Source organism: Nonomuraea fuscirosea, assembly GCF_003001935.1.
In the GTDB taxonomy this organism is placed as follows: Bacteria; Actinomycetota; Actinomycetes; order Streptosporangiales; family Streptosporangiaceae; genus Nonomuraea; species Nonomuraea fuscirosea.
This window is the reverse complement of sequence record NZ_PVNG01000004.1, coordinates 410,566-435,685: the sequence shown is the minus strand read 5'-3', so window position 1 is coordinate 435,685 and position 25,120 is coordinate 410,566. Positions and strand designations below refer to the sequence as shown.

The 25,120-nt window shown below is 71.8% G+C and carries 20 protein-coding genes; 9 read left to right on the top strand and 11 right to left on the bottom strand.

Annotated features, from left to right (window positions below; genetic code table 11):
• Positions 1 to 61 precede the first annotated feature (61 nt).
• The 5 genes from B0I32_RS12095 to B0I32_RS60900 form a co-directional block, all read right to left on the bottom strand.
• On the bottom strand, positions 62 to 1,171 hold the full coding sequence (locus tag B0I32_RS12095; RefSeq protein ID WP_106237854.1) for a TolB-like translocation protein: 1,110 nt from the start codon (positions 1,169 to 1,171) through the stop codon (positions 62 to 64).
• Positions 1,168 to 1,686 carry a SigE family RNA polymerase sigma factor gene (locus tag B0I32_RS12090; RefSeq protein ID WP_106237852.1) on the bottom strand — a complete coding sequence of 173 codons (519 nt, stop codon included), beginning with the start codon at positions 1,684 to 1,686 and terminating at the stop codon, positions 1,168 to 1,170. The genes B0I32_RS12095 and B0I32_RS12090 overlap by 4 nt, the downstream gene beginning before the upstream one ends.
• A 77-nt stretch (positions 1,687 to 1,763) precedes the next feature.
• On the bottom strand, positions 1,764 to 2,105 hold the full coding sequence (locus B0I32_RS12085) for a DoxX family protein (protein WP_106237850.1): 342 nt from the start codon (positions 2,103 to 2,105) through the stop codon (positions 1,764 to 1,766).
• Positions 2,106 to 2,747: 642 nt separating this feature from the next.
• A complete protein-coding gene (locus tag B0I32_RS12080) occupies positions 2,748 to 3,581 on the bottom strand; it encodes a tyrosine-type recombinase/integrase (RefSeq protein ID WP_106237848.1) in 834 nt (277 codons plus the stop codon).
• A gap of 1,316 nt (positions 3,582 to 4,897) precedes the next feature.
• On the bottom strand, positions 4,898 to 5,020 hold the full coding sequence (locus tag B0I32_RS60900; protein WP_281262587.1) for a hypothetical protein: 123 nt from the start codon (positions 5,018 to 5,020) through the stop codon (positions 4,898 to 4,900).
• Between the two features lie 349 nt (positions 5,021 to 5,369).
• Here B0I32_RS60900 and B0I32_RS12070 point away from each other — a divergent pair, with 349 nt between their 5' ends.
• Both B0I32_RS12070 and B0I32_RS12065 read left to right on the top strand, forming a co-directional pair.
• Positions 5,370 to 6,404, top strand: a complete 1,035-nt coding sequence (locus tag B0I32_RS12070; protein WP_181307287.1) for a phosphotransferase family protein — start codon at positions 5,370 to 5,372, stop codon at positions 6,402 to 6,404.
• 54 nt (positions 6,405 to 6,458) lie between these two features.
• Positions 6,459 to 7,079: an L-threonylcarbamoyladenylate synthase gene (locus B0I32_RS12065; protein WP_106237842.1), complete on the top strand. Its 621-nt coding sequence runs from the start codon at positions 6,459 to 6,461 to the stop codon at positions 7,077 to 7,079.
• A 28-nt stretch (positions 7,080 to 7,107) separates the two neighbouring features.
• On the opposite strand, the gene B0I32_RS12060 is transcribed toward B0I32_RS12065, so the two are convergent.
• Positions 7,108 to 7,545, bottom strand: coding sequence for an MmcQ/YjbR family DNA-binding protein (locus B0I32_RS12060; protein ID WP_106237840.1), 438 nt, complete (start codon positions 7,543 to 7,545; stop codon positions 7,108 to 7,110).
• Between the two features lie 167 nt (positions 7,546 to 7,712).
• On the opposite strand from B0I32_RS12060, the gene B0I32_RS12055 reads away from it, so the two are divergent.
• The 6 genes from B0I32_RS12055 (at position 7,713) to B0I32_RS12030 (ending at position 19,235) form a co-directional block, all read left to right on the top strand.
• Entirely contained in the window at positions 7,713 to 8,198 is a 486-nt protein-coding gene (locus B0I32_RS12055; protein WP_106237838.1) for a SigE family RNA polymerase sigma factor, read from the top strand.
• Complete coding sequence (locus tag B0I32_RS12050; protein ID WP_146178130.1) at positions 8,195 to 9,367, top strand: hypothetical protein; 1,173 nt, start codon at positions 8,195 to 8,197, stop codon at positions 9,365 to 9,367. Before B0I32_RS12055 ends, B0I32_RS12050 begins: the two co-directional genes overlap by 4 nt.
• 166 nt (positions 9,368 to 9,533) lie before the next feature.
• Entirely contained in the window at positions 9,534 to 10,466 is a 933-nt protein-coding gene (locus B0I32_RS12045; RefSeq protein ID WP_219911740.1) for a sulfotransferase domain-containing protein, read from the top strand.
• A gap of 45 nt (positions 10,467 to 10,511) precedes the next feature.
• Positions 10,512 to 11,702 carry a peptidogalycan biosysnthesis protein gene (locus tag B0I32_RS12040; RefSeq protein ID WP_106237831.1) on the top strand — a complete coding sequence of 397 codons (1,191 nt, stop codon included), beginning with the start codon at positions 10,512 to 10,514 and terminating at the stop codon, positions 11,700 to 11,702.
• Positions 11,703 to 11,751: 49 nt separating this feature from the next.
• The gene (locus tag B0I32_RS12035) at positions 11,752 to 13,584 is read left to right on the top strand and encodes an AMP-binding protein (protein ID WP_146178129.1); all 1,833 of its coding nucleotides are present in this window, start codon (positions 11,752 to 11,754) and stop codon (positions 13,582 to 13,584) included.
• Positions 13,585 to 13,670: 86 nt separating this feature from the next.
• Positions 13,671 to 19,235 (top strand): type I polyketide synthase, encoded by a 5,565-nt coding sequence (locus tag B0I32_RS12030; RefSeq protein ID WP_106237825.1) that lies wholly within the window; start codon positions 13,671 to 13,673, stop codon positions 19,233 to 19,235.
• A 42-nt stretch (positions 19,236 to 19,277) separates the two neighbouring features.
• Here the strand turns inward: B0I32_RS12030 and B0I32_RS12025 are convergent, their stop codons facing one another.
• Complete coding sequence (locus tag B0I32_RS12025; protein ID WP_181307286.1) at positions 19,278 to 19,976, bottom strand: thioesterase II family protein; 699 nt, start codon at positions 19,974 to 19,976, stop codon at positions 19,278 to 19,280.
• Positions 19,977 to 20,152: 176 nt separating this feature from the next.
• Between B0I32_RS12025 and B0I32_RS12020 the strand changes: the two genes are divergently transcribed.
• The gene (locus B0I32_RS12020) at positions 20,153 to 20,875 is read left to right on the top strand and encodes a sulfite exporter TauE/SafE family protein (RefSeq protein WP_181307284.1); all 723 of its coding nucleotides are present in this window, start codon (positions 20,153 to 20,155) and stop codon (positions 20,873 to 20,875) included.
• Between the two features lie 172 nt (positions 20,876 to 21,047).
• Here B0I32_RS12020 and B0I32_RS12015 read toward each other — a convergent pair whose 3' ends face one another.
• The 4 genes from B0I32_RS12015 to B0I32_RS12000 all read right to left on the bottom strand — a co-directional run bounded on the left by B0I32_RS12015 (position 21,048) and on the right by B0I32_RS12000 (position 25,046).
• Positions 21,048 to 21,260, bottom strand: a complete 213-nt coding sequence (locus B0I32_RS12015; RefSeq protein ID WP_181307282.1) for a type 1 periplasmic-binding domain-containing protein — start codon at positions 21,258 to 21,260, stop codon at positions 21,048 to 21,050.
• Between the two features lie 285 nt (positions 21,261 to 21,545).
• Positions 21,546 to 21,992 (bottom strand): DUF2690 domain-containing protein, encoded by a 447-nt coding sequence (locus B0I32_RS12010; RefSeq protein WP_106237819.1) that lies wholly within the window; start codon positions 21,990 to 21,992, stop codon positions 21,546 to 21,548.
• Between the two features lie 48 nt (positions 21,993 to 22,040).
• Complete coding sequence (locus tag B0I32_RS12005; RefSeq protein WP_106237816.1) at positions 22,041 to 22,418, bottom strand: hypothetical protein; 378 nt, start codon at positions 22,416 to 22,418, stop codon at positions 22,041 to 22,043.
• A gap of 297 nt (positions 22,419 to 22,715) precedes the next feature.
• Positions 22,716 to 25,046, bottom strand: a complete 2,331-nt coding sequence (locus tag B0I32_RS12000; RefSeq protein ID WP_106237814.1) for a polysaccharide lyase 8 family protein — start codon at positions 25,044 to 25,046, stop codon at positions 22,716 to 22,718.
• Positions 25,047 to 25,120 lie beyond the last annotated feature (74 nt).

The following is a 25,120-nucleotide window of genomic DNA, read 5'->3' as shown; positions in this document are numbered from 1 at the left end:
TGGGCTGCGGTGGCCGAGCCCGGTGGGCGCCACGTTCCTGTCACTTGCTACTTGTCACTTGTCACTTGCCTGATGCCGCGCCTGGGAGAGCCAGATCCCTGACCTTGGTGCCGAAGGCGGTCAGCAGTTTGGCCTCGCCGGTGGTGACGTTCACCTCGTAGAGGCGCCGGTCCGACCCGGTGCTGGTCGCCACCGTGACGTGCTTCGAGCTCCGCCACACGGACATCTCGTCGATGGTCGTATTCGCCGGCACCCCGGTCAGCCGCACCTTCCGTACGATCCGCCCGGTCTGGGCGTCGAGCACGCCGAACGTGGTGCGTGCCCCCTTCCTGTGGTCCGCGTGGTCGATCGCGACCACCGTGCGGCCGTCCGGGTGCGGCTCGCTGAAGCCGATCCACGCCCCCTTGAAGCGGACCGGCTTCCCGCCGCCTTCGACGGGCATGCGCCACAGGTCGGTCTTGACGTACCGGACCAGTTCGATCACTCCGCCCTTGATGCTGATCGGCTCGTACCGGCTGTTCAGCCGCTTCGCCTCGCCGGTGCGCAGATCGATCAGCGTCGTGGGGCGCTTCTTGCCGACCAGCGGGTCGAAGGCCAGGTAGCGGCCGTCGTCGGAGAGCACGAGGATGGCGCCGGCCTGGATCTCCTCCTGCCGGACCTTGATCGGCGAGGTCGCCTCACGCCCGGTCATGAGATCGCGCACCATGTAGGCCGCCGCCTCGTCGCTGTAGTAGGCGAGCTTGCGGCCGTCCCGGCTGAGCGCGAGGGGGACATGGTCGTGCTTCGCGGTGAAGGCGAGCGCCTGTGGCACCCGGTACGTCCTGCCGCCGGCGGTGACCACCCGCCACTCCGCGGAGTCGCAGTCCACCTCGCGGGTGGTCCGGTCGACGGCGCACTCCGTCCGGTAGGCGTGGCTGAGCGCCCCGACCTTGCCCCCGGGCAGTTCGGGCACCATCACGGCGTTCTGCGGCGTGGCGCCGCCGGCCAGGCGGTGCCACGGCACCACCAGGGCCGCGCTCGTCGCCCCCGCCACCGCGAGCGCCACCACGGACGTCATGGCCAGAGCCGTCCGCATCCTCCTGCGACGGTGCCCGGCGATCGCCAGGTCGGCCAGGTTCACCATGGGGGCGTCGGCGGCGATGTCGCCCAGTGCCTCACGCAGCCGCGTCACCGGGCCACCTTCTCGATCTCGTGCTCGGACAGCAGGTGCGCCAGTTCCGGGGCGATCGTCCGCAGCCGGGCCAGCGCGTGATGGGTCTGGCTCTTGACGTTGCCGAGGGAGCAGCCGAGCACGTCGGCCGCCTGCGCCTCGGTCAGGTCCTCCCAGAAGCGCAGCACGATCACGGCGCGCTGCTTGGGGGCCAGCCGGGCCAGGGCCTCGCGCAGCACGATCCGGTCCAGCGTCCTGTCGTCGCTCGAGACGCCGTGCTCCGGCACCGAGGCGCTGGGCAACTCGACGCGGGGGCGGCGCCGCCACGAGATGTACTGGTTCACCAGCGCCTTACGCGTGTACGCCACCGGGTCGCCGCCCTTGGACAGCTTGCCCCACTGCCCGAGCACCTTGACCAGCACGCTCTGCAGCAGGTCCTCGGCGAGGTGCGCGTCTCCCGTGAGCAGGTACGCCGTCCGCATCAGCGCTTGCTGGCGGACGAGCACGAACTCACGGAAGCCGTCATGATCGTTCAATTCGACTCCTCTCGCCCGTTCCCTACGCCGGGGCGGGGCGAAAGGTTGTAGTTGATCGTCCAGTTCTCCGTACGGCTTCAGCCGATCGGGCCCATCGCCAGCACGGCCACCACCGGCGCGAGATACAGCAGCGGGAACGGGACGTGGGCGTACGAGCGCGCCCTGAGCACGGTGATCACGGCCCCGGTGAAGTACAGCACCAGCCCGATCCCCGCCACGACCCCGATGACGGGCACGACCAGCCCGACCACCAGCCCGACCGCCCCCGCGGCCTTGGCGGCCCCCAGCCACGGCCACCACCTACGGGCGACGCCGTACTCGGCCAGCGGTCCCACGACCCACTGGGCACGCCTGAAGACGGACAGGGCCGAGAACCCGACCCAGAGGGCGGTCAGAACGGTGACGACGACAGTGAGCATCAGACGCTCCTTCCGGGACACCCGCCGACGCGGCGACGTGTCCCGGAACGGCGGGTCCGAATGATTCCACCGCCTTGACCCGAGCCGCCCCACAAGTGTGACACCGCACCCGCACAAACACCCCAGACCCAGGTAACCGGGGAACTCCGCAACCGGTCCGGAAAGGCCGGAGACCCGGGAGCCAGCCTGGGATCTGGGAGCCAGGGATCCGAGGTCCGGGTCCGGGAGTCCAGAGAGCCGACGGTCTGGGAGTCAGAGGATTCGGCGTCTGGAGGTCTGGGGTTCCAGGAGCCCGGATCCAGAAACCAAGGTCTGAGAGCCCGAGTAGCCAAAGTCCAGGGATCCGGCGTCCAAGGATCTGGGAACCAGGAATCCGAGGTCCGGGAATCTGAGAACCGAGGTCCCGAGAAGCGAGGGTTCGGGCATCCGAGGCCCGAGAGGCAGGGGTCCGAAGTCCAGGGACCCCAAGCGTCCGAAGATGAAGGGTCCAGAAGTCCCCGGAGTCCGAGGACCCGGGGTCCGAGGGTCCGAGCTCCGGGGATCCGAAGTCCGGGGTTCAGGAATCCCAGGTTCAGGAGTCCGGGGATGCGGGGGTTGAGGGTTCGGGGTGAGGTGGCGGGGGGTATCGGTGCCCCCGCCTTGTCAAGTCGTGCGGTCGCGTAGGTACTCGGTCACCGTGGTGGCGCGGAGCATGTGCGGGTCGAGCAGTTCGGCGCGGCGCCGGGGGATGCCGCCGGCGAGGGCGGCGTCGGTCAGCGCGTTCCTGAGCCAGCGCACGTCCACGGGCCGGCCGTCGGCGCGTGTGAGCAGCGGCTCCCCCGCCTTCCGTTCCGACGACAGGTCGCACAGCAGGGGGCGGGCCGGTGTCGGGATCGGGAAGGCGACGAGGTCGCCCCGTGCGTCGTGCATGGTGACGATGGCGGGCTCGCCCGAGGCGACCGCCCGCAGGTCCTGCAGGGTCAGCCCGGCCAGCGCGTCGGCGGTCGCGCCGGTGGCGTCCAGCAGCGCGACGGCGACGGCCTCGGCGGTACGGCCGCCGGCGGCCAGGCGGGCGGCGCCCTCACGCAGCCTTCGCCGGTCGTCCTTGCTCAGCAGGCGGGGGTCGCGGGTCGCGTCCGTTCGCGGGGGCCATTCGTGCCGCGCGGCGCCGGTTCGCCAGGCGAAGGTGTAGAACGACGACAGCACCGCCCGTTTCCTGGCCACGGTCGCCCGGGCGAGGGGCCTGCCCGGGTGGCGCACGCCGACGGTGAGGCTGCCGGCGAGCGCGGCCTCGCAGTAGGCGTCCAGGTGGGTCGTGGTGACGTCCGCCGCTTCGACGTCCGGCTCGACGGCACCCAGCCAGCGCAGGAACGAGGCCAGCACCTGCAGTCGCGTCTGCCGCGCGGCCGGGGAGACGTTCTCGCTCAGCCAGGCGATGGCGGTGCGGCGGGTCTCCGGGGGCAGCCCGTCCACCAGGTCGACATCGGCGCCGGGCACCTGGCCTCCGTCGCCGGGTTCGCGCCGGGGTCGCAGGCCCTCGACGTCCGCTAATCCGACGCCACGCGAGTGACCGCCCGTTTCCGGCCACCCCATCCCGAGCCCCACCCCGGCCCCACCACGACCGGACGCACCCAGTCCAGCCGCACCGACGAGCCCGGGCATGCCTGTTCCGGAGGCGCCGATTCCAGGCGCACCAGTTCCAGGCACAGCAAGGTTGGACGTACCGGTCTCAGACCCACCAAGTCCGGACGTACCGGCTCTAGATGCATCGAGTCCGGACGTACCTGGTCCAGGCGTACCGGAGTGGGACGTGCCGGAGTGAGACGTGCCGGGTCCGGACGTGCCGGGTCCGGACGTGCCGGGTCCGGACGTATGGGATTGGGACGAGCCGAGCCCTGCCGCACCGAGCCCAGCGGCACCGGGCCGAGCAGCACCGGGGTCGGACGCGTGGGGCCCGGATGCGCCGAGCCCGGCGGCACCGGAGCCGGATACGCCGAGGCCGGCCGCGTTGAGTCTGGACGCGGTCACGCCGAGCCCGGAGGCGGTCACCTCCAGCCCCGGCGCGGTCACCCCACGCTCAGGCCCGACCTCGCTGGGGTCGGTCCCGTAACCGCCCAACTCGGGCCTGTACCCACTTGAATCGGGCCGGCGGCCTCCGAACTCGGGACCCTGCCCGCTGAACTCGGGCTTGCGGCCTCCGGACCCGGGCTCATGGCCTCCAGAGCCAGACTTGTGAGCTCCGGGCTCGGGCCTGTGGCCTTCGAAGCCGGGCTCGTCTGCACCGGTTTGTTCCGCTTCGTGGCCCGCGATCTCGTCACCGGTCATCGTCCGCCCTGCCGCCTTCCACCCGGCCACCGCCGGTCCGGCCGACCCAAGCCCGGCCTCCTCCGGCCCAGCCACTTGCCCTTCTTGGCCAGGTCCGGTCACATGCTCCGCCTGCCCAGGCCCGGTCGCCTGCTCAGCCGGACCGAGCCCGGCCGCTTCCCCAGCCGGACCAAGCCTGGCCGCTTGCCCTTCTTGGCCTGGACCGACCACATGCGCTGCGTGCCCAAGCCCGGCCGCTCGCCCAGCCAAGCCACGCTTGGCCAACTGCCCTTTTTGCCCAAGTTCAGCTGCCTGCCCGGCCAGACCAAGCCCGGTCATCTGCCCTGCCTGGCCTAGCTCGACCGGTTGTCCGGCCGGATCGAAGCCGGTCGCCTGTGCGGGCGGCTGCGCTGGGGTCGGCTTTGACTGCTCGCTTGGCCCGCCTGCCATGGTGAGCGCCTCCTCCGGCGTGGTGCCGGGACTGGAGGCGTCATGGGTTCGGGGCATGCTCAGCACTCGACCGTACCCGCCCTCACCAGCCTGACCGGCCGCGTCATGGACGGCGCGGAGGGGTCGGTGTCCATCGGGCGGCTGCGGGAGTCGCGGCAGCCTGAGCCAGGCAGTTCAGTCATGAGCTTGATCTTCTCACGGAGCGGCCCTTCCCAGCCTCCTCGACCGATTGTTGTAAGCCCTCACCCATGCCTTGGTCAGTACTGACGGGTGTACACGCCGGGCCGTCCATAGGAGTCAGTCGTCTGGCCGATCGCAAGGTCAGTCGTGCGGCCAGTCATGCGGCCAGTCGTCCCGCCGGTCGTCACTCCAGCCGTGCAGGGCGGTCGTGGAGGGCGGTCGTGGAGGGACGGGTGACGGGTCGCTGGAAGGGCGGTGGGTCCGGTGGGATCGGTGGTGCGGGGGCGGCGTATGGCTGGTGGGGAAGGTGGCTTCGGCGGTACGGGGGTCGTACGTGCCAGACTGGGGCGGATGCGGGCGGAAGAGATGAAGGCGATCGCGGCGGCGCTGGGCGTTGAGGTGGTCGCTACCCGGATGCTGGCCGGCGGGTTCTCTCACGAGACGACCCTGCTGGAGCTGGCCGGCGGAGGTGCCGTGGTCGCTCGGCTCGGTGGGCCCGACCCGGCCGTGGAGGGCGCGGTCATGGAGTTGGGCCGCCGTCACGTGCCGGTGCCTGAGGTGTTGCTCGTCCTGCCGTCCGTGGCGGGCAGGCGTCCGGCCATGGTGCTGGAGCACGTGGCGGGCACGCCGCTCGACATCGTGCTGGCCGATCCCGGCAGCGTGTTGGCCGATCCCGAGGTCCTGATGGCCGGGCCCGGCATTGTGGGGTCCGGTCCCGACATCGTGCCGTCCGGGCCCGAGGTCGGGTTGTCCGGGCCCGGGCCCGGCTGCTACGCGGGTGAGTTGCGGGCGTTGGGGGTTGAGGTGGGGCGGGTGGTGGCGGGGATCGGGGGTGCGGGGTTTGATCGGCCGGGGTTCTTCGGTGGGTCTGATCTCGCGGTCGCCGAAGGTCCGCCGTGGTCCAGGCAACTGCCCGCGTTCGCCGAGAGCTGCATGAGCAAGGTGCCGGCCTCTCGTCTCGATCCGGCGGTACGGTCGGCGTGGGCGGAGTTGTGCGCGGCGCACGCTCCGGCGCTCACCCGCGTGGACGGGTGGGCCAGGCTCGTGCACGCCGACATGAATCCCAAGAACGTCCTGGTCACGCGGGCGGCGGACGGCTGGCGGGTGGACGCCGTGCTCGACTGGGAGTTCTCCTTCTCCGGCTGCCCGTACGCCGACGCGGCCAACATGCTGCGGTTCGGGGCCGACTATCCGGCCGGTTTCACCGAGGGTTTCCGGGAGGGGTTCGGCGCGCACCTGCCGCCTGACGACGACTGGGCCTATCTGGGGCACGTGCTCGACATGTTCGCCCTCAGCGACCTGGTCACCCGGCCCGCCGGGCATCCGGTCGCCGATCGGGCCGGCGAGGAGATCAGGCGGTGGGTGGCCGGCGGCGTCCCCGGTTGAGGAGGCGCGAGCCCCGTGCCCGGCCATGGCGGGTTCGCTTCTAAGATCCGAGGTGTGGCCAAGTACATCGATCTGCATCCGGACAATCCCCAGCCCCGCCTGATCGGCCAGGTCGTCGACCTGTTGCGCGGCGACGGGCTGATCGCGTACCCGACGGACTCGTCCTACGCCCTCGGGTGCCGGCTGGGCAACAAGGAGGGCATCGACCGGATCAAGGAGATCCGCCGCCTGAGCGACGACCATCACTTCACCCTGGTCTGCCGGGACTTCGCCCAGTTCGGGCAGTTCGTGCATGTGAGCAACGCGGTGTTCCGCCTGGTCAAGGCGGCGACCCCGGGCGGTTACACGTTCATCCTGCCCGCGACCAAGGAGGTGCCCCGGCGCCTGCTGCATCCCAGGAAGAAGACGGTCGGCGTCCGGATCCCCGACCACGTCGTGACGCAGGCGCTGCTGGCGGAGCTGGGCGAGCCGCTGCTGTCGAGCACCCTGCTGCTGCCCGACGAGACGGAGCCCATGACGCAGGGGTGGGAGATCAAGGAGACCCTGGACCACTCGCTGGACGCCGTCATCGACGCCGGCGAGTGCGGCGCGACCCCGACGACCGTGGTCGATCTGTCGCAGGACGAGCCCGAGATCCTGCGCCGGGGCACGGGAGACCCGTCCCTGTTCGAGTAAGGGACGGTCGTCCTCGCGCGCTCTGCCGTCATCCCCGTGCGGGCGGGTGGGCGCGGAGCCAGTCGGCCGCCCTGCGGGCCGAGGCCCGCGACAGCCACGCGTCCTGGACCACCTCGGCCAGTTCGGCGCGGGTGAGCTCACCGATCCTGGCGGCGCGCAGCAGCACCGACGCGTGACCGTCGAAGTGCGGGGTGGTGAAGAACGGCGTCGTCTCGTCCTGGACCAGCGCCAGCTTGTCCGCCTGGGACTCGACCCAGAAGACGATCACGTCCGGGTAGCGCTCGCCGGTGTCGGGGTCCACCGCGTCCGGGCGCGGGTTGCGGAAGAACACGAACGACTTTCCGCCCACCTGGTAGACCGGGTTGTCGCCGGTCCCGGGATAGACGGTCACGTGCGGCATGGACAGGGCCAGTTCGTGTACGTCCTCGACGCGGGCGGGACGGTCTCCGTCGTCGGTCTCGGTCATGGCCTCCAGCGTAGGCGGCGGCCGGGCCCGTGTCCCGGTGCCGCCCACAGCTCCGCCTTCCGCGGTCAGGGCCCCGATAGCAGGGCAGGGTTGCCTCGGTGAAGCCGGATTCGGTGGATTTCGGCGCGGACCCCAACCGATCGCGCCCCCCGGGGCGTCTTGTCTACATGAGGGATTCCGAGGCGTTCGAGGCCTTCGTCGCCGCCTGGCGCCCGCGGCTGCTGCGTGCCGCCATCCTCATCAGCGGCGACCGGCATCTGGCCGAGGACGTACTCCAGGAAGCCCTGATCAAACTGGCGCGCCGCTGGTCGAAGGTGCACACGGATCCGGTCAACTACGTACGTACCACCTTGTACAGGGATGTCGCGTCCAGGCGGCGCAGGCGGCGGGAGTTCGTCTACGAGGAGCCGCCGGAACAGCAGGACCAGGACACCTCCGGCGAGTCGGACCTGAAGCTGGTCTTCGCCCGCGCGCTGGCCAGGCTGCCGGTGAAGCAGCGGGCCGTGCTCGTGCTGCGTTTCTACGAGGACCTGCCCGTCGGGGAGGTCGCCGCGATCCTGCGGGTCTCCCCCGGGACGGTGAAGAGCCAGACGCACGCGGCGCTGAAGCGCCTGCGCGAGGTCGCTCCCGAGCTGGAGGAGGTGCTGATATGACGGACCAGCGGTTGCGCGAGCTGTTCGGCGAGCTCGCCGAGACCCTGCCGGAGGGTTCGTCCAGCGCGGGAGAGTTGTGGCGGCTGGGCACGCGGAGGCGTGCCCGCCGCCGGTTGACGGCGGCCGCGGCGGTGGCGACGGTCGCCGCGGTCGTCGTGGCGGGGATCGTCATGACGCCGGAGCCGGTCGAACGCGGCGTCGCCGTCCATCCGGGCGGCACGCCCGTGCCCATGACGCCGTCCGCTCCCCCCGCGGACGTCGCCCCACCGCCCGCCGGCGAGGCGGCGCTGCCGGCGCTGGCGACCGCGCTGCCGGAGCGGTGGGCCGGCGTCCCCGTCATGCCCTCGGTCGCCGGGCCCGTGCTGGCGCTGGCCGCGTACGGCGACGGGCGGATCTACGCGATGAAGGCCGGCGGCCGCGTCCGGCTGGACGTGAAGCTGGACGAGGCCGTGGACGCGACCGGCTCCCCCAGCCCGGCGCTGGTCCCCAACTCGCTCGCCCCCGACGGGACGATGGCCGCCTTCCCGCAGCGGGACGAGGTGGTCGTCGTCGACCTGGTGATCGGCCAGGCCAGGCGGTACCGGGTGCCGGGGTTCAACCAGGCGGTGCTGTGGCGCGGGGATCGGCTGCTCGTCGAGCAGCAGGCGGCGAACTACCTGCTCGACCTGGCCACGGGGGCAGCCGTGCGGCAGCCGTTCAAGGGGTTCGCCAGTGCCGCGGGCTACGGCGACCTCAGGATCGTCTCGCCCGGTCAGGGCCGCAGGACGCTGATCCGGCAGGGTGACCGGGAGCTGCGGCTGGACGTGCGGGGCATCACCGGCCAGGGCCGGATGCCCGTGCGCGGCCCGGGTGACCACGGGTGGCAGCGTGACGGCCTCGTGGCCAGGTCCGCGCCCGCGCACGACGACCGGCGGGGCCGGGCGGACGTGGTCGTGGTGGCCGAGTCCGCCACGGGACGGGTGGTCAGGACGCTGCTCCTGCCCTGGGGCGATCCGCCCGGAGCGCGCTGCGGGAAGGCCGGCTGCGCCGTGCGCGGCTGGTACGGGCACGACACCGTGATCGTCGAAAGCGGGGACAGGCTGCTCGGCTGGAACATCGGGAGCGGCGCGCTGTCACGCCTCACCCAGGTGCCCGAGGAGGTGACCGCCTACTCCCTGCGCAGCGGATGAGCGGCCGGTGACGGCGGCCGAGGCGCGCAATTCAGCGCCTCGGCGATAACGCATGCCGTAAATTTCACTATTCACCACCAGCAAACCGGGCGATGGCCGCGATTCGCAATAAATACCGGCAAAGATGTATTTTCTCAACTCGCATACTGTGTTTAAACTCGCATTCGTGACGACACAACTGGCTCGTTACCTCACTCCAATGGAGGACAGCTCCAGGTGGGACGGTTTCGAATTCCGTCCCGGCGACATCGTCATCAATTCTCCGGCGAAGTGCGGCACCACCTGGACCCAGACGATCTGCGCACTCCTCATCTTCCAGACGCCCCGGCTACCCGCCAAGCTGTCGAGCCTCTCCCCGTGGATCGACATGCTCGTACGCCCGAAACAGGAGGTCTGGGACCACCTGTCCGCGCAGCGGCACCGCCGTTTCATCAAGACCCACATCCCGCTCGACGGCATCCCGATCGATCCCCAGGTCACCTACATCACGGTGGGACGCGACCCGCGCGACGTCGCCATCTCCCTGCGCAGCCACGGCAAGAACCTCAAACGCGACGTGATCCGCCGGCTGATCCACCAGGCCGCCCACCCCGGCGGCGGCGCGGACGACGCCCCGGTCGACGGCCATGACGACAGAGACCTCCTCGACGAACGCACGTACCTGATGCGCTGGGTGGACAACGACGACCCGCCGCACGTCAACCTCGACTCGCTGCGCGCGCTGATCTGGACGCAGAGCCGCGCCTGGATCCGCCGTACGGAGCCGAACGTCGTCCTGCTGCACTACGCCGACCTGTCACGCGACCTGGCGGGCCAGATGCGGCGGCTGGCCGGGCGGCTCGGCATCGAGATCGACGAGAGCAGGTGGCCCGGGCTCGTCGAGGCCGCCACGTTCCAGCAGATGCGCGATCGCGCGGACGAACTCGCGCCCGATGAGCAACTGGGTTACATCCGCGACCGCAAACGCTTTTTCCGCAGCGGTAAGTCCGGCGAATGGCAGCAGTTCCTCACCGCCGAGGATCGGGCGCACTACGAGCGCCGGGTGTCCGGCCTCGCCGAGCCGGACTTGCTCGAATGGCTCCATCACGGGGCTGGTTGATCACGTGACCGCCCTGTTCGGATAACGCACCAGGAAATACGCAAAATGACGCCAGAAGTGCCCGGGCCCGTGACGGTCGAACGCGTTCTCTCGCTGAGCGACGTCGCCGGGCGCGCGTGGGACGACGTCGCCGACCCTCAGGACCTGTTCCAGAGCCGTGCGTGGCTGCGGGCTCTCGAACGGACCGGTGAGGCGCCCGTCATGTACCTCATCGCCCGCAGGCCCGGGCACTGCCGCGTCCTCGGCGCGCTCCCCCTCTACGACTCGCTGCCCAGCCGCGGCGACTACCTCTACTGGCCCGAGCTGCACTTCCAGGACCTGCTGCGGGCCGCGAGCCCGGCCGGCGGGCGGCTGGGGCTGCTGGCCGGGTCCCGGGCCGGCTTCGGCACCCGGCTCGTCCTCGACCCCACCCTGACGGGGCCGGCCAGAGCCATGGTCCTGCGCGCGCTCAGGGACGCCGCCGGCGCCGTCGCGGCCGAGCGCGGGCTTCCGTACACCTTCTTCCTGTTCCTCGACGCCGCCGCGTGGCGGGACCTCGCGCCGGTCACGGGCGACGGCGGCCGGCACCGGCTGGCCGGCGTCGCCCAGACCGAGCTGGAGCTGCCCGGCACGTGCTTCGCGGACTACCTGGCGACGCTGCCGCGCAACACGCGTACCAGCGTCCGCAGGGAGACCGGGCGCTTCGCCGAGGTCTGCGCGGCCGAGACCGTCCCGCTGCGCGAGGCCGTCCCGGCCATCGCGCCGATGATCGGGAACGTGCGGGCCAGGCACGGGATGGCCTACAGCGTGGACGCGGTCACGGGGCGGCTCTCGGCGTACGCCTCCGCGCTGGGCGACACCGCGGCGCTGGCCGTGCTGTGCAAGGTGCGCGGCCGGGTCGTCGGCGCCGGGGTGCTGTGCCGGTGGCACGACCGGCTGTACGTGACGGACTTCGGGCGGGTGGACGACGAGGGGCCCGACCCGTTCGTGTACTTCAACGCGGCCATCTACGAACCCATCAGGCACGCGTACGCCATGGGGCTGTCCAAAGTCGTCACCGGCGCGGGGGCGGAGCTGGGCAAGGCCCGGCGCGGTTCCGCCGTGCTCCCGCTGGTGCACGTGGCATGGCCGGCGACCGGCGAGCCGGGGGACGACCGGGCCGGCGCGGCACCGGCGGAGAGCCGCAGGAAACACTGGCGCGACCTGCGCGCCGCTCACCCCAGGTACTTCCACCCGGTGTGGGACGAGCTGCTGTGACGCGACAACGATCGGACGAGCGGGAGTCGTGCCCGCGAGGGAGGCCAGCGTGAGCCGACGGGACCAGCCGACCGGCCCCGCCCGTGACACCATCGGCACCGTTACCTACACTACCCCCACGGGCACCGCAGTCGGCGACCCGGGGCTGGGGCTGTTCGGCGTGCTCGGGCGGGCGCCGCGTGACCCGGGCCGGGTCGCGCTGGTGCACGAGGATCGCCGGCTCACCTTCGGCGATCTCGCCGCGCTCGGCGCGGACGTCGGCGAGGTCGTGCGGCGTCACCGGCTGGAGCGCCGCGTGGTGGGCGTGCCCGCCGAGCGCGGCCCGGCGTTCGTCGCGCGGCTCCTGGGGCTGTGGGGCGCGGGAGCCGTTCCGGCGATCCTCGGGGACTGGGGCCGGGAACGGGTACGCGGGGCGCTGGCGGCCACCGGCGCCGCCGCGGTCTTCGCGCCGTCGTCCGCCCCGGCCGCCGGCCTGGAGCCGCTGGACGTCTCCGCGAACGGCGGCGGCCACGTCGGGGACGACGTCAGTCATGTGCTCTTCACGTCCGGGACGACGGGCCGGCCCAAGGGGATCGTCGTCGGGCGGGCGGCCTTCGCGGCGGCCTGCGCGGCGTTCTTCGAAGAGCTGCCCATGGACGAAGCCGACCGGGTCGCCTTCCTCAGCCGGCCCGGCCACGATCCCAGCCTGCGGGAGCTGATCGCGCCCTGGGTGACGGGTGCGACGCTGTTCGTCCCCGGCCCGCGCACGGCCGCCGATCCGCGGCCGGCGGCGGACTGGCTCGCCGCGCACTCCATCACGGTGCTCCAGGGCTCGCCGGTCCTGCTCCAGCTCATGGCGGGCGCGTCCCCGCGTCCCTTGCCCAGTCTGCGGGTGGTCTGCTCGGTGGGGGCGCGGCTCACGGCGGCGGCGCTGCGGGCGACGGCCCGGTTCGCGCCGCGGGCCACCGTGGTCAACTGTTACGGCGCGTCGGAGACGCCGCAGGTGGTCTGCATGTACCGGGTTCCGCCTGGTCAGGGGGTCGCCGGCGAGGACCCGGTCCCCATCGGGCGCTCGCTCGGCCACGCCACGATCAGGATCGTCCCGGAGCCCGGGGTGAGCGGCGCTGCGAATCTGGAGGGCCGGTTGCAGGTGGAGTCCTCCGCATGTGCGCTCGGCTACACCGGCGGCGCCGCACTGCTGACCACCGACCAGGACGGCCGGCGCTGGTACGACACGGGCGACGTCGTCCGCCTGCTGCCGGACGGCGACCTGTGCTTCCTGCGGCGGGCGGACCGGCAGGTCCAGGTCAACGGCACGCGGGTGGAGCTGGACGAGATCGAGGGCGCGGCCGCCCTGGTCCCGGGCGTGGCCGGCTCGGTGGCGACGTTCGTCGAGGACGGCGCGGGTGTCGGAACCGTGCGCCTGACCGTCGTACGGGCTCCAGGGGCGGCGGTGGACGGCGAGGAGATCCGGGCGGTGCTCCGCGACCGGCTGGACCCGGCGGTCCTGCCGTCGAGCATCGAGGTGCGGGACTCCCCGCAGGACAGCGCCCCGGACAGTGCCCCGGACAGCGGCCGGAACGGCGCGCGGGACGGCGGGCTGGGCGGCGGGCTGGGCGGGGATCAGGCTGATGCGTGGGGTGACGAGCCGGCCGAGGACCAGGCCGGGAAGCTGTGGGCGGTGCTGGACGAGAGTGCGCGGTCCGTGCTCGGCCGGACCGGGATCGACCCTGACGGCGGCTTCTTCGAGACCGGTTTCACCTCGATGTCCCTGATGCGTTTCGTGTCGGAGGTCTCCATCCGCCTCGGCAGGGAGATCTCTCCGGTGCTGGTCTTCCGATATCCCACTCTGCGGGCCTTCGCCGATCACTTACGAGAGACCCTGGACGACGACCTGGCCTGAGGCCGCCCCTCACTCGGTGGAGGGCGGCCTGGTCTCCGCGACGGCTCGTTCCCCGTACGCGGCAAGCTGATTGGAGCACGGACGACATGAGCGACCTCGTCGAGCCGATCGCGATCATCGGGATGGCCGGCCGTTTCCCCGGGGCGGCCGGCACCCGGCAACTGTGGGAGCTGCTCGTGGCCGGCGAGGAGGCGGTGCGTTTCCCCGCCGAGGACGAGCTGCGGTCGAGGGGCGTGTCGCCGGAGGCGCTGGCCGACCCGGCGTACGTGCGGGCGGTGGCGGAGCCGGAGGGCATCGACCTGTTCGACGCCGGGTTCTTCGGCCTGACCCGGCGCGAGGCCGACGTGTGCGATCCGCAGCTGCGGCTCTACCTGGAGACCGCGCACGCCGCCGTGGAGAACGCCGGATATGACGCGACGCGGCTCGGCAGGGCGGGCGTGTTCTCGTCGGTCGCCGCGAACCGGTACGGGATCGGCCGGATTCTCGCGAACCTGGAGGCGCTCAGGAGTGCGACCGGCATGGGGGCCGGCATGTGGAACAACCCCGACAGCGCGTCGACGCTGGTGTCGTACAAGCTGAATCTGAACGGCCCGAGCCTGACCGTGCAGACCGCGTGTTCGAGCTCGCTGGTGGCGGTGCACCTCGCCGTGAACGCGCTGCGGCTGCGCGAGTGTGACGTCGCGCTGGCCGGCGGCGCGGACGTCGAGTTCCCCGTCGGTCACGGCTACCGGTGGGCCCAGGACGGCCCGCTCAGCCGGGACGGTCACTGCCGGCCCTTCGCCGCGGCGGCCACCGGCACGGTCTTCGGCAGCGGGGCCGGCGTCGTGGTGCTCAAGCGGCTCGCCGACGCCCTGGGCGACGGCGACCGGATCTCCGCGGTGATCCGGTCGGTGGCGGTCAACAACGACGGCGCGCACAAGGTCGGCTTCACCGCGCCCAGCGCCGACCGGCAGGCGGAGGTCGTGGCGCGGGCCATGGAACTGGCCGGCGTGGGGCCCGCGGACATCGGGTACGTGGAGGCGCACGCCACCGCGACCCGGCTGGGTGACGCCATCGAGATCGCGGGGCTGCGGATGGCGTTCGGCGCCCGGGCGGCGTCGCGGGCCGAACGGTGTCCCATCGGCTCGATCAAGGGCAACGTGGGGCATCTGGGGCATGCGGCGGGGATCACGTCGTTGATCAAGACCGCGCTGTCACTGAGCCACGAGCGGATCCCGGCGACCGTCAACCTGGACGAGGTGAACCCGCTGCTCGACCTCGACAGCTCACCGTTCCTCGTCAACGACACGCTCCGGTCCTGGCCCCGGGCGGCCGGGCGGCGGCGGCTGGCGGGGGTCAGCTCGTTCGGGATCGGCGGCACGAACGCGCACGCCATCCTCGAAGAGGCACCGGCCCGCCCGGCTGTCCCTGGGCGGAGCCGGCAAGGCGGCGGCCACACCGGATCCCGCCCGGAACCGACGCGTCGTGAACCGGCGGAGCTGATCGTGTGGTCGGCGCGGACGCCGGCGGCGGCCGCGGCCTGGCCGGAGCGGCTCGCCCGAGCCTTCGCGGGAAGCGCTGAGCCGCTCGCCGGGGTCGCGTTCACGCTGCGGGAGGGGCGCACGCCCCATCCGGTACGGGGCGCGGTGGTGGTGGAGAGCCTGGCCGACGCGGCGGCCGCCGTACTCGACGAGGGGCGGCGCATCGTCACCCCGCCGGAGTGGGCGGAGCGGAGCACCGTGTTCCTGTTCCCGGGCGAGAGGGCGTGGCACGCCGGCATGGCGGCGGAGCTTCGCCGTACGGAACCGGTGTTCAGGGCGGCGCTGGACGAGTGCGTCGAGCTCTTCGAGGCGCACGGCCTGCCGCTGCGGCCGCTCTGGGAGGGGACGCGGGAAGCCGCGCAGGACCGGCCGGTCCCGGACGGCGCCGATGTCAGGCAGTCGGCGGTCTTCAGCGTCGAGTACGCGCTGGGACGGCTCTGGCAGGCGCTGGGCATCGAGCCCGACGTGCTGCTCGGCCTGGGCGTCGGGGAGTTCGCCGCCGCCACGCTCGCCGGGGTGTTCACCCTCCAGGAGACGGTACGGCTGGTCAGCGCCAAGGCGACGGGCGGATCGTCCACGGACGACGCCGCCGGACGGTTCCGCACGGCCTTCGACGGCATCCGGCCACGGCGTCCCCGGGCGAAAATCTGCTCCACCGCCGCCGGCGGCCTGGTGGAGCCGGCGCAGGCAGGAAGCGCGGACTTCTGGCTGCGGCTCCTCGACGAGCCCGCCCTGTTCGAGCGGGCGCTCGACGCCGTGCTGTCCGATGGAGACCGGGTGCTGGTCGAGATGGGCCCGGGTCGGTCGCTCACCACCCTGGCCCGCGCGCATCCCCAGGTGCGGGCCGGGCGTCATCTGGTGGTGCCGGTCCTGCCGGCCGGGCCGTCGAAGGGCGCCACGGAACGGGCCTCGTTCCTGTACGCGCTGGGCCGGATGTGGACGCTGGGCGCGGAGGTGAACTGGTCGCCCCTGTCGGCGTCGGGTCCTCGTGAACGCGTGCCCCTGCCCGGTTACCCGTACCAGCGCGAGCGGCACTGGATCGACCTGGAAGCCCCGCACGGCCCGGCCGGCCGCACGCCGGCGCACCAGCCGAACGGCGCACCCGCACACCAGCCGACCGGCCAGTCCGCGCACGAGACGAGCGAGGCGCACGCGCGCGAGGCGGGCGGGGCGGCCTTGCGGCTGCCCACGTGGGTGGAGGCCGCACCAGCCCCACGCCATGGGTCCGGCATCGGGCACGGGTCGCGCCCACTGGTGTTCCTGCCGGACGACCCACGCCGCGCGGCCGAACTGACCGCCCTGCTCGACCGAGCCGGATGGGACGCAACAAGGGTCCGGCACGCCTCCGCGTACGCGAGCTCGGCGACCGACTCCATGGACCGACCCGGATGCTCGGAGAACGACTTCACGATCCGGCCGGGACATTCGGAGGACGTCGTCCGGCTGTTGGACGAGCTGAGGGAGTCGCGCCGCTACCCGGAGCTCGTCGTGGACGCCACCCAGCTCGGCGCCCTGGCGGAACCCGACCTGAGCACCATCGACGACCAGCTCGACGCCGGTTTCCATCGGTTCGTGGACCTGCTGCAGGAGGCGGCGCGGCGGGCACCCGACAGACGCGGCCGCGATGTCCTGGTCATCACCGAACTGTCGGCGGACGTGACAGGCGGCGAGCGCGTGCACCCGGTCCGGGCCATGCTGCTCGGCCTCCTGCGCAGCTACATGCTGGAGAACCCCCGTTCCCGCTGCAAGCTCATCGACGTCCAGGACGGGGTGGGCACCAACCGGCTACTCGCGGAACTGCGCGGCTTCGACCACTCGGAGATCGTCGCCCTGCGCGGCGACCGACGCTGGATCCCCGAAGAACGCCCGCTCCCCCTCGACGACACGGCTCCTGACGTCGCGCCCCGGCACGGCGCGGCTTCCAACGGTGCGGACGCTCGTGGTGTGGGGTCGGTCGGGTTGCGGCGCGGGGGTGTGTATGTGATCACCGGAGGGCTCGGCGGGCTGGGGCTGGCTGTGGCGCGTGGGCTGGCGGAGACGGGGATGCGGCCGCGGTTGCTGCTGCTGGGGCGCCGTACAGGTGGGCACGAGGCGGAGCTGGCTGAGATCAAGGGGCTCGGGGCCGAGTGCCGGGTCGAGACGTGCGACGTGACCGATGTGGAGGCGTTGCGCCGTGTGATCGGTCGGGCGTCGGACTCCTTCGGTGGCGTCAACGGGGTGTTCCATCTCGCCGGGGTGGCGGGGGACGGCATGATCCCGTTCCGGACGCGGGAACAGATGAGGGCGACGCTGGCGCCGAAGGTGCACGGCACGCTGGCGCTGATCGAGGTGCTGCGGGACCAGGCCGGTCTCGACTTCTTCGTGGCGTTCTCCAGCCGGGCCGCGCTCAGGGGCCTGGTGGGCGGCGCCGACTACGCCGCCGCGAACGCCTTCCTCGACGCGGTGGTACGCCGGCAGCCGCTGGCGGGCTGCGCCTCGGTGAGCGTCAACTGGCCGTCGTGGACCGAGGTCGGCATGGCCGCCCGCCAGGAAAGACACCCGCACACCGGCCGCCCAGGGCAAATCGCGGGGACAGGCCCGAACGTGGCTACAGAGGTGGAGCCGGGCTCGGGACCGGAGGCCGGGGTGGCTGTGCGTCGGTGGTCGGTCTCGTTGTCGGCCGAGAGTTATCCGATTCTCGACGAGCACCGAATGGAAGGAGTCCCGGTGCTGCCGGGCACGGCCCAGGTCGACTTCGTTCTGCGCGCGTTCCGTGAGGCGGTCGGCAACGTGAACGGGCGGCCCGAGCGGGTGCGTCACATGGTGTTCCGGCAGCCGATCACCACCCCTGAGCCCGTCTCGCTGGAGGTCGGCTTCGAGCCGCACGAGGATGTCTGGCGTTTCACCGTACGCACCGCGCCGCTGTCATCGTCCTCCGGCTCGCCCAGTGACCATCGCGTGCACACGACGGGTGAGATCGGGCTGGTGGATGCCACGGCGGGCACGGTGGACCTGGACGGGTTGCGCGCGTCGCTGACCGACCGGCGCACGCCCGTGAACGATCCGGCCAACCGGCTGTTCACCATCGGACCGCGATGGCCGGGTGAGGAGATCTGGACGTCAGGGGACGATCCGGGCACGAAGCTTGCTGTGCTCACCTTTTCCGACGCCTTCAGTCACGAGCTCGGCGAGCACGCGCTGCACCCCACGCTGCTGGACGCGGCGGTGTCGCTGGCGCGCGATCCCGATCTGGAGCCGCCGCACGCCCCGTTCGCCTACCAGTCGATCGTGGTGCACCGGCCGATCCCGGGCCGCGCGTACAGCCACATCCGCCGGCGGCCGAGCGGTCCCGACACGATCGTGGCGGACATCGACGTACTGACGGCTGACGGCGAGGTGGCCGTCGAGGTCAGGGGCTTCACCATGCGCCGCGTCGACGAATCGATGGTCGCTTCCGACATTCGTCGTGAGGAGCGAGGCGCCGCCATCACGCCGGACATCAGCCTCGGACGGGACGCCGCCGCCGGGCCGGTGCCGTCGTCCGGACGGCGGCACTTTGACGCCGGGCCGCAGCTTGCGCCTGGTGACGCGATCACGCCCGCGACCGGGATCGGCCTGCTGCTGCGGCTTCTGGCCCGGCCTGAGCACCGGCAGGTGGCCGTCACCGTGCCGGGGCACGACGCCGTCTTGAAGAACGCGGTCATGGGTGACGGGGCCGGTTCATCAGGCGGGCGGCCGGGCAGCATGTCGGGGGCGCCGGCCTCGGTCGATACGCGGCCCAGCGCGGCCGGCACGCGGTCCGCCGCAGCCGATACGCGGCCCACCGCACCCGGCACACAGCCCATCTCAGCCGATGCGCAGTCCACCGCAGCCGGTGCCCCGTCCGCCGTGCCCCAAGGACTCTCGGGCGGGGCGGCGCAGGGGCAGGTGGCGGTTGAGGACAGGCTGGTGGAGATGTGGTGTGCCGAGTTCGGGCTGGAGGAGGTCGGCCTGGACGAGAACTTCTTCGACCTGGGCGGCGACTCCTTCGCCGCCGTCGGCCTGGTCGAGGAGATCCGCCGGGCCTTCAGCGTGGACGTCGGCATCGCGGTGATCTTCGACCATCCGACGGTGGCCGAGCTGGCCGCCGAACTGCGCCGGTTGGGCGAGTGAGAGGAGGCCCGGGGAGAACGACGTCATGGACGCGCGGAAGGGTCAGCAGGAAAGCGTGCTGAGCCATTCTCGTAGCGTCTCGGAAGGCAGCTCTTCGACCATCTGATGGCCGCCCGCGACCATATGGACGGAGAGCCGTTCCGTCGTGTAAGAATGCCACTCGTCGAGGTTTTCCGAGCTCCACGAACTGGCGTCGTCCTTGGCCCCGACGGCGACGATCGGCGCGTTCACCATCGGGCGCGGATACGATTCCAGGTAACGATTGAGAAGGCGGTATTCGGAGCGCCAGAGGCGGGCGTATTCGGGCAGGGCCGCCGTGTCCGCGATGTGCGGCGGCGCGTCGAGTTCGGCCGCCAGCGCCCGGTCCGGCAGCTCCGCGAGCGGCGAGACGGGCGTGCGGTGCGGTGGATACTGGCACATGACGACGACGCCGCGCACCCGCCGGTCCAGCCGCCCGGCCGCCTCCAGGCAGACCAGCGCGCCCATGCTGTGGCCGACGAGCACGACGTCGGAGGCGTCCGCGCGGTCGATGAGGGACGCGAGGGCCGCGCCGCGCTCGTCGACGGCGGGCACGTTCATGGGTTCGCTCCAGACGGCCCGGCGGATGACGGGGCCCCGGCCGGGCTCGTTCCAGCGGTCGACGAATTTCGTCCGGCCGCCCAGCCCGGGGACGAAGACGACCGCCCCGCCGCCGTCGAGCGGCGGGCTGACCACGTAATTCGCAGGTTCCTGAGCGTTCACGTCAATTCACTCCTCGGCGCACCCGTTGACAAAGCCAGAGAAACAACGTAGAGACCATTCGCCGCAGCTCCGTTCTCGATTTCAGGAACGGCCTCAGCCTGCCGATGTGATTATCGCCGATTTTTCTGCCGAGAAATACTGGATCATTTCCCTGGGTTTATGGCAAAGTGTGGCAGGTGACCACGCTGCTCGTCGCCGCAGTGATCGTCCTCCTCGCCTCTACGGTGCACGCGGTGACCGGATTCGGATACGCCCTCGTCGCCACTCCCCTCCTCGCCCTCACCGTCGACCCGCACACGGCGGTCGTCGCCACCACCCTGTCCGCTCTCGCCATGACCATCACGATCGGCGTACGCCAGCGCCATCACGCCGAATGGAAGGTGGCCATGATCGCCATGGCCGGCATCCTGCTCGGCATGCCCCTGGGCCTGTGGATCTACGGGGCCACGTCCGAGCGGGTCCTCACCGCGCTCATCGGCGTCGGCGTCTTGGGCTGCACCCTGATGGTGTGGCGCCGGGTGAAGGTGCCGGGCAACGTTCCCGTGCTGGTGGGGGTCGGTCTCCTGTCCGGCGCGCTGTCCACGTCCACCGGCACGAACGGGCCGCCGATGGTCGCCGCCTTCCAGGGCATGGGCTACGACCCGCGCAAGTTCCGCGCCACCCTCGCCGCGGTGTTCGCCGGCACCAGCGTGTTCAGCCTGATCGGCTTCGCCGTGGCCGGCCAGGTGAACAGCCAGTCGCTCTGGATCGGGCTGGTGGGGGTGCCGGTGGTGCAGCTCGGCTACTTCATCGGCGACGCGGTGTTCAGCCGCATCGACCCGGACCGGTTCCGCCGGGTGGTGCTGCTGGCCCTCATCGTCAGCGCGGGAATGACCCTGTTCAGCGCGCTCAACAACTGACGCCGGCGGTGACCACCCCGGACGTCACGGCGAGACCACCGTGCCGCGCGCCGCGCGGGGCTCCGGCACGGTGGTCATCGCCGCTCGTCGTGGTGCCGAAGCGCCCCCAGCCCGCCGTCGGCGGGCAGGCGACCGTGGCCCACGTACCCGCCGCCGGACGCCCCGGACCCGGTCAAGCGGCCGGCGCGGCCTCCTCGAAGTCGAGGTCGAACACGTCCAGCCCGGAGCAGTCGCCGGGCAGGCCGACCAGCGCGCCCGGCTGCGGCGCCGCCCGCAGGACGGGCGGCCTGACGTCGTCCCATGCCACGTTCATCGGCACCACGCCGTCGACCATCCGCGAGTCGGTGAGGCGCCGCAGCGCCCGCGCGCCGTCGGGCTCGGTCACGAGCAGCCACGTCGCCGATCGTCGCCATGTCACCTCCCGAGCCGTCGAACCGGTTCGACGAGCCGCCGTGGACAAGGCGTTGTCCAAATGTCCAGAAGCGCTTCCTCGCCGCCACCTCGGTCATGGTCCGATGGATGGCAGGCGAACCGGTTCAACGATCTCGCTCGGCAGTCCCTCTCCCACGAGGGAGCCGGTAAGACTGTGCGTTCCCCGGCGTTACCAAACGTGACATGAGCGCACGCGAAGGGCGGCGTGCCGTAGCACGCCGCCCCGGTTCGAGGAAGCTCAGCCGCAGGCCGCGCCGGTGGTGCCGCTGCCCCGGTTGACCCGGCCGGTCCCGGCGGCCACGGTGCCCGACGCCTTGGCGCAGACGCCGCTGGGCGCGTAGACCATGTCGCCCCAGTGGTGCCCGCCGTTGCCGGCGCGGTAGGTGAACGACACCCTCCTGGAGCTGGTGAAGACCGTGATCGTGCCGGTCGCGTTCTTCGGCACCTGGGCCTCGCCCCAGTTGGTGCCGCAGCGCCGCGAGTAGTACAGCCGGATCGAGCCCAGGCTGTCACCGATCTCGTTCTCGAGTGAGGCCTTCTTGCCGGTGAAGACCTTGCTGTTCGCGCACCCGCTCTTGTACGGGTCCTTCCCGTCGTACGGGTGCGCGCTGGCCGGCCCCGTACTGAGCAGAAGTGTGGAGATGGCCGCCGCGGAGACCGCGATGGCGGCTACGTGCATCTTCATGTCGAACCGGCTCCTTACCGGAAGGCGGGGGTCCTGGCCCCCGCGTGGTCAGCAGTCCCTGGTGATGTTCGTGAGATTCTCGGCCAGCCCCTTGTGGAATTTCTTCTTGCCTTTCGTCCCGCCGTTCGTGGCAAGGCATTCCTTCCGCGTTCCGGCCGGGCCCTTGAAATGCAGCTGGGCGTACACGCGATGGGAGCAGTGATTGTTGAAGTAGACCGTCGTGGACGAGTTCCCGTCCGACCACGAGTAGTTCGTCTTCTTTCCGCTGGGCTTGATGCAGCGGACGCTGTCGCGCTCCACCGCCTGGGTGCGGCTCGTCGCGGTGGTGGTCGTGCCCGCCGTCGCGGCCGTGGCGGAGGCGGGTGCGCCCAGCAGCGCCGCGGCGCCGCAGGTCACCAGAGCCGCGGTCAGTTTTCTGTCGGTCATGGTCGCGTCCTTTCGTTCGGGAGAATGTCCGTGGGAAAGGAAGGCATTTCCGGCTTTTGCGGTACGGCGCAGCGAATGAAAGGCGCCGGCCGGTGATTCCCCCCCAGATGTCCGCCGATCGGCTACCGCTCCCGGGTCGCGATCCGGCGGTGACGATTCCGACTATGCCCGGTCATTCGGCCGGCGGCAACGAATGTACGTCGGAGAATTGTCCAAGCATTGTCCAGGGCGTCGCTTGGACAAAAGAAGGGGGTCCGCCTCGTTCAACGGGACACGACCCGAGGGGAAGCGCTCGTGTCAGACGCGTACGACCGCGGTGTGGGCGTGCCCGCGGCTGCCGCCGACCTCCACCTTGATCGCCCGCTTGGACCTGCGCACGCTGCGGTCGCCCCGCTCGATCGAGCGCACCGGCCAGGGCAGCGTGATCTTCACCTCGTCGGCGGTCCTCGACGGGTCGGCGACCGCGAGCCGGACCCGCTTGTCGTCGCGGCGGATCAGCAGCGTGCACGGACCGTCGGCGCGCAGCGGCCCGTCCATGGTCTCGACGGTCCCGGCGCGCCAGAAGACGGCGGCGAGCACGTCGCCGCGGGAGATGGCCTGCGCCGTGCCGGAGTTGGCGAGGATCCTGACCCGCAGGCGGTAGCCGGCGGTCTGCGCGGCGGTGGCGCCGGGCAGGACGGCGTAGGCGTAGCGCGCCTTGCGCGGGTCGACGCCGTGGTCGAGGAGGATCGTGGTGTAGTGGCGGGTGACGGGGGTCCCGTCGCCGCCGGTGGTGGCGCCCTTGTCGATGTCCCGCCAGCGTCCCGTGCGCTTCTCGCGGATCACCTTCGGGCCGGGGCCGTCGAGCAGCACGTATCCGGCCACGCCCGGCAGGTGCACCCAGTCGTCGCCCTTGTCCAGCGGAGGGTGGCAGTCGTGGGTGTTGCGGTTCTCCACGATGGTCTCGACGCGGCGGCCGTCGGAGGCGGTGATGCCGGCGCCGAGCGCGATCACCGCGTCGTCGAGCAGGAACCAGGCTTTTCTGGCCCGCAGCGAGGAGCCGCCGGCGATCAGCCTCATGGCGGCCACGCCGTACTCGCCGTCGAGGGCCACGCCGCCCGCCCACGGGGTGGGCGGCAGGCGGCGGTGGCCGTGGGTGAGATCGGCGCGCCTTCGGCGGTCGACGGTCGTGCCGGGCAGCCGGTACGGGTCGATCGTGGGCCACAGGTCGTCGTTCCAGTGGGTGAGGTCGCCGGTGTAGAGGTAGGTCATGCCGTCGCCGGTGTACCAGCCGTGCAGGTTCTCCCGGTTCATCGCCTCGGCCGCGCCGATCCGCTGCGAGCTCATCGCGATCGCGTACGCCCAGGTGGGGCGGCGGTGCACGACCCGGTCCATGTCGGCGAACACGTACGTGCCCGTCGTCCGCGCTCCGACCGGCACCGACGGGTCGTCCAGCAGCGCCGCGGCCTTGGCGATGCTGGCCGGCGGCGCCAGCGTGACGTAGGGGACGGCCGTGTTGCGGGTGAGCCAGCCCTTCACCAGCGGCCGCCAGCGCTCGGCGTACCGCTCGGGCGCCGACTCCAGCAGGGTGAGGACGGCCTCGATCGTCTTCTGGCCCGAGTGGTAGTCGCGGTGGCCCTGCACCGAGATCTGCCGGCCGCGGACGCAGTCCATCATCAGCCCATCGAAGACGAACGGCGTGAAGGAGCGGTCCACGATGTCGTAGACGCCGCCGACGCCGGTGAGCTCCCAGGGTGAGCGTGCCAGCATCGCGATCAGCTTGGCCATGCTCTCCAGGTAGTCCACGCCGTAGCTGCCGGTGTACGGGTACACGTCGTGCTGGATGAACGACCCGTCGCGGTAGAGGCCGTCGCCCGGCCCCCTGGTCGGCCGCAGCAGCGCGGAGACCGCGGCCCTGGCCCGCCTGACCAGGCGTTCGTCATGGGTGAGCAGCCCGCGCATGGCCACCGCCATGGCCTTGCCGGCCCGGTTGGCGCCGGTCTCGACCACGCCGGGGTGGCTGACCCGCCGCTCGGGGTCGGGGCACCAGCGGCGCAGCGGGCGCAGCCAGCGGGTGATGCGGTCGCGGGGCAGTCCGTCGTAGAGCAGGGCGCAGGTGTCGGTGAGCGCGCGGGGGACGCCGATCTCCCACCAGAACCAGTTGCTGCCCCGCCGGTCGAGTCGCTCGTTGTAGGCGTGCTCGTACAGGAAGTCGAGCGCCCTGGCGGCGGTCTCGGCGACCTGCCTGTCGCCGTGCATGGCGGTGCCGGGCGTGGCCCAGCCGAGCGCCAGGGTGCGCATGCGGTTGTAGGAACGGTTGAAGTCGCCTGTACGGGGGTCGCTCAGGGGCAGGTCCGGCCAGAGGCTGGGGCGGCCCGGGTCGGGCTTCATCTTGCGCAGGACGGCCTTGGCCGAGCCCTCGACCGCCCGCGTCTTGTCGGCGTAGGCGGGGTCGTACGTCGCCCCGGCCAGCAGGCTCACCCACCGCTCACGAGCGGCGTCGAACGCCGCCGCGTCGGCCCCTGCCCCGGTACCGGTCCCGGTCCCGGTCCCGGTCCCCGCGGCCCCCACCGGCTGGTCCCAGAGGGCGAGACCGGTCGCGGCCGTGGCGCCGAGCAGGGCGGACCGACGACTGAGGGGGTGGGTCATGAAGGCCTTCCGGCAGTCGGGGGCAGACGAGTTGAAAAGATCCTATGTCGACACACGGGTGGATCTTTTCCACT

Bases quoted from the DNA above. Each gene is read 5' to 3' on its own strand.
- B0I32_RS12060 (WP_106237840.1), bottom strand. From the start codon at position 7,545: ATGACCGAGACCGACGACGGAGACCGTCCCGCCCGCGTCGAGGACGTA.
- B0I32_RS12040 (WP_106237831.1), top strand. From the start codon at position 10,512: ATGACGCCAGAAGTGCCCGGGCCCGTGACGGTCGAACGCGTTCTCTCG.
- B0I32_RS12055 (WP_106237838.1), top strand. From the start codon at position 7,713: ATGAGGGATTCCGAGGCGTTCGAGGCCTTCGTCGCCGCCTGGCGCCCG.
- B0I32_RS12010 (WP_106237819.1), bottom strand. From the start codon at position 21,992: ATGAAGATGCACGTAGCCGCCATCGCGGTCTCCGCGGCGGCCATCTCC.
- B0I32_RS12085 (WP_106237850.1), bottom strand. From the start codon at position 2,105: ATGCTCACTGTCGTCGTCACCGTTCTGACCGCCCTCTGGGTCGGGTTC.
- B0I32_RS12000 (WP_106237814.1), bottom strand. From the start codon at position 25,046: ATGACCCACCCCCTCAGTCGTCGGTCCGCCCTGCTCGGCGCCACGGCC.
- B0I32_RS60900 (WP_281262587.1), bottom strand. From the start codon at position 5,020: ATGACTGAACTGCCTGGCTCAGGCTGCCGCGACTCCCGCAGCCGCCCG.
- B0I32_RS12005 (WP_106237816.1), bottom strand. From the start codon at position 22,418: ATGACCGACAGAAAACTGACCGCGGCTCTGGTGACCTGCGGCGCCGCG.
- B0I32_RS12030 (WP_106237825.1), top strand. From the start codon at position 13,671: ATGAGCGACCTCGTCGAGCCGATCGCGATCATCGGGATGGCCGGCCGT.
- B0I32_RS12050 (WP_146178130.1), top strand. From the start codon at position 8,195: ATGACGGACCAGCGGTTGCGCGAGCTGTTCGGCGAGCTCGCCGAGACC.
- B0I32_RS12070 (WP_181307287.1), top strand. From the start codon at position 5,370: ATGCGGGCGGAAGAGATGAAGGCGATCGCGGCGGCGCTGGGCGTTGAG.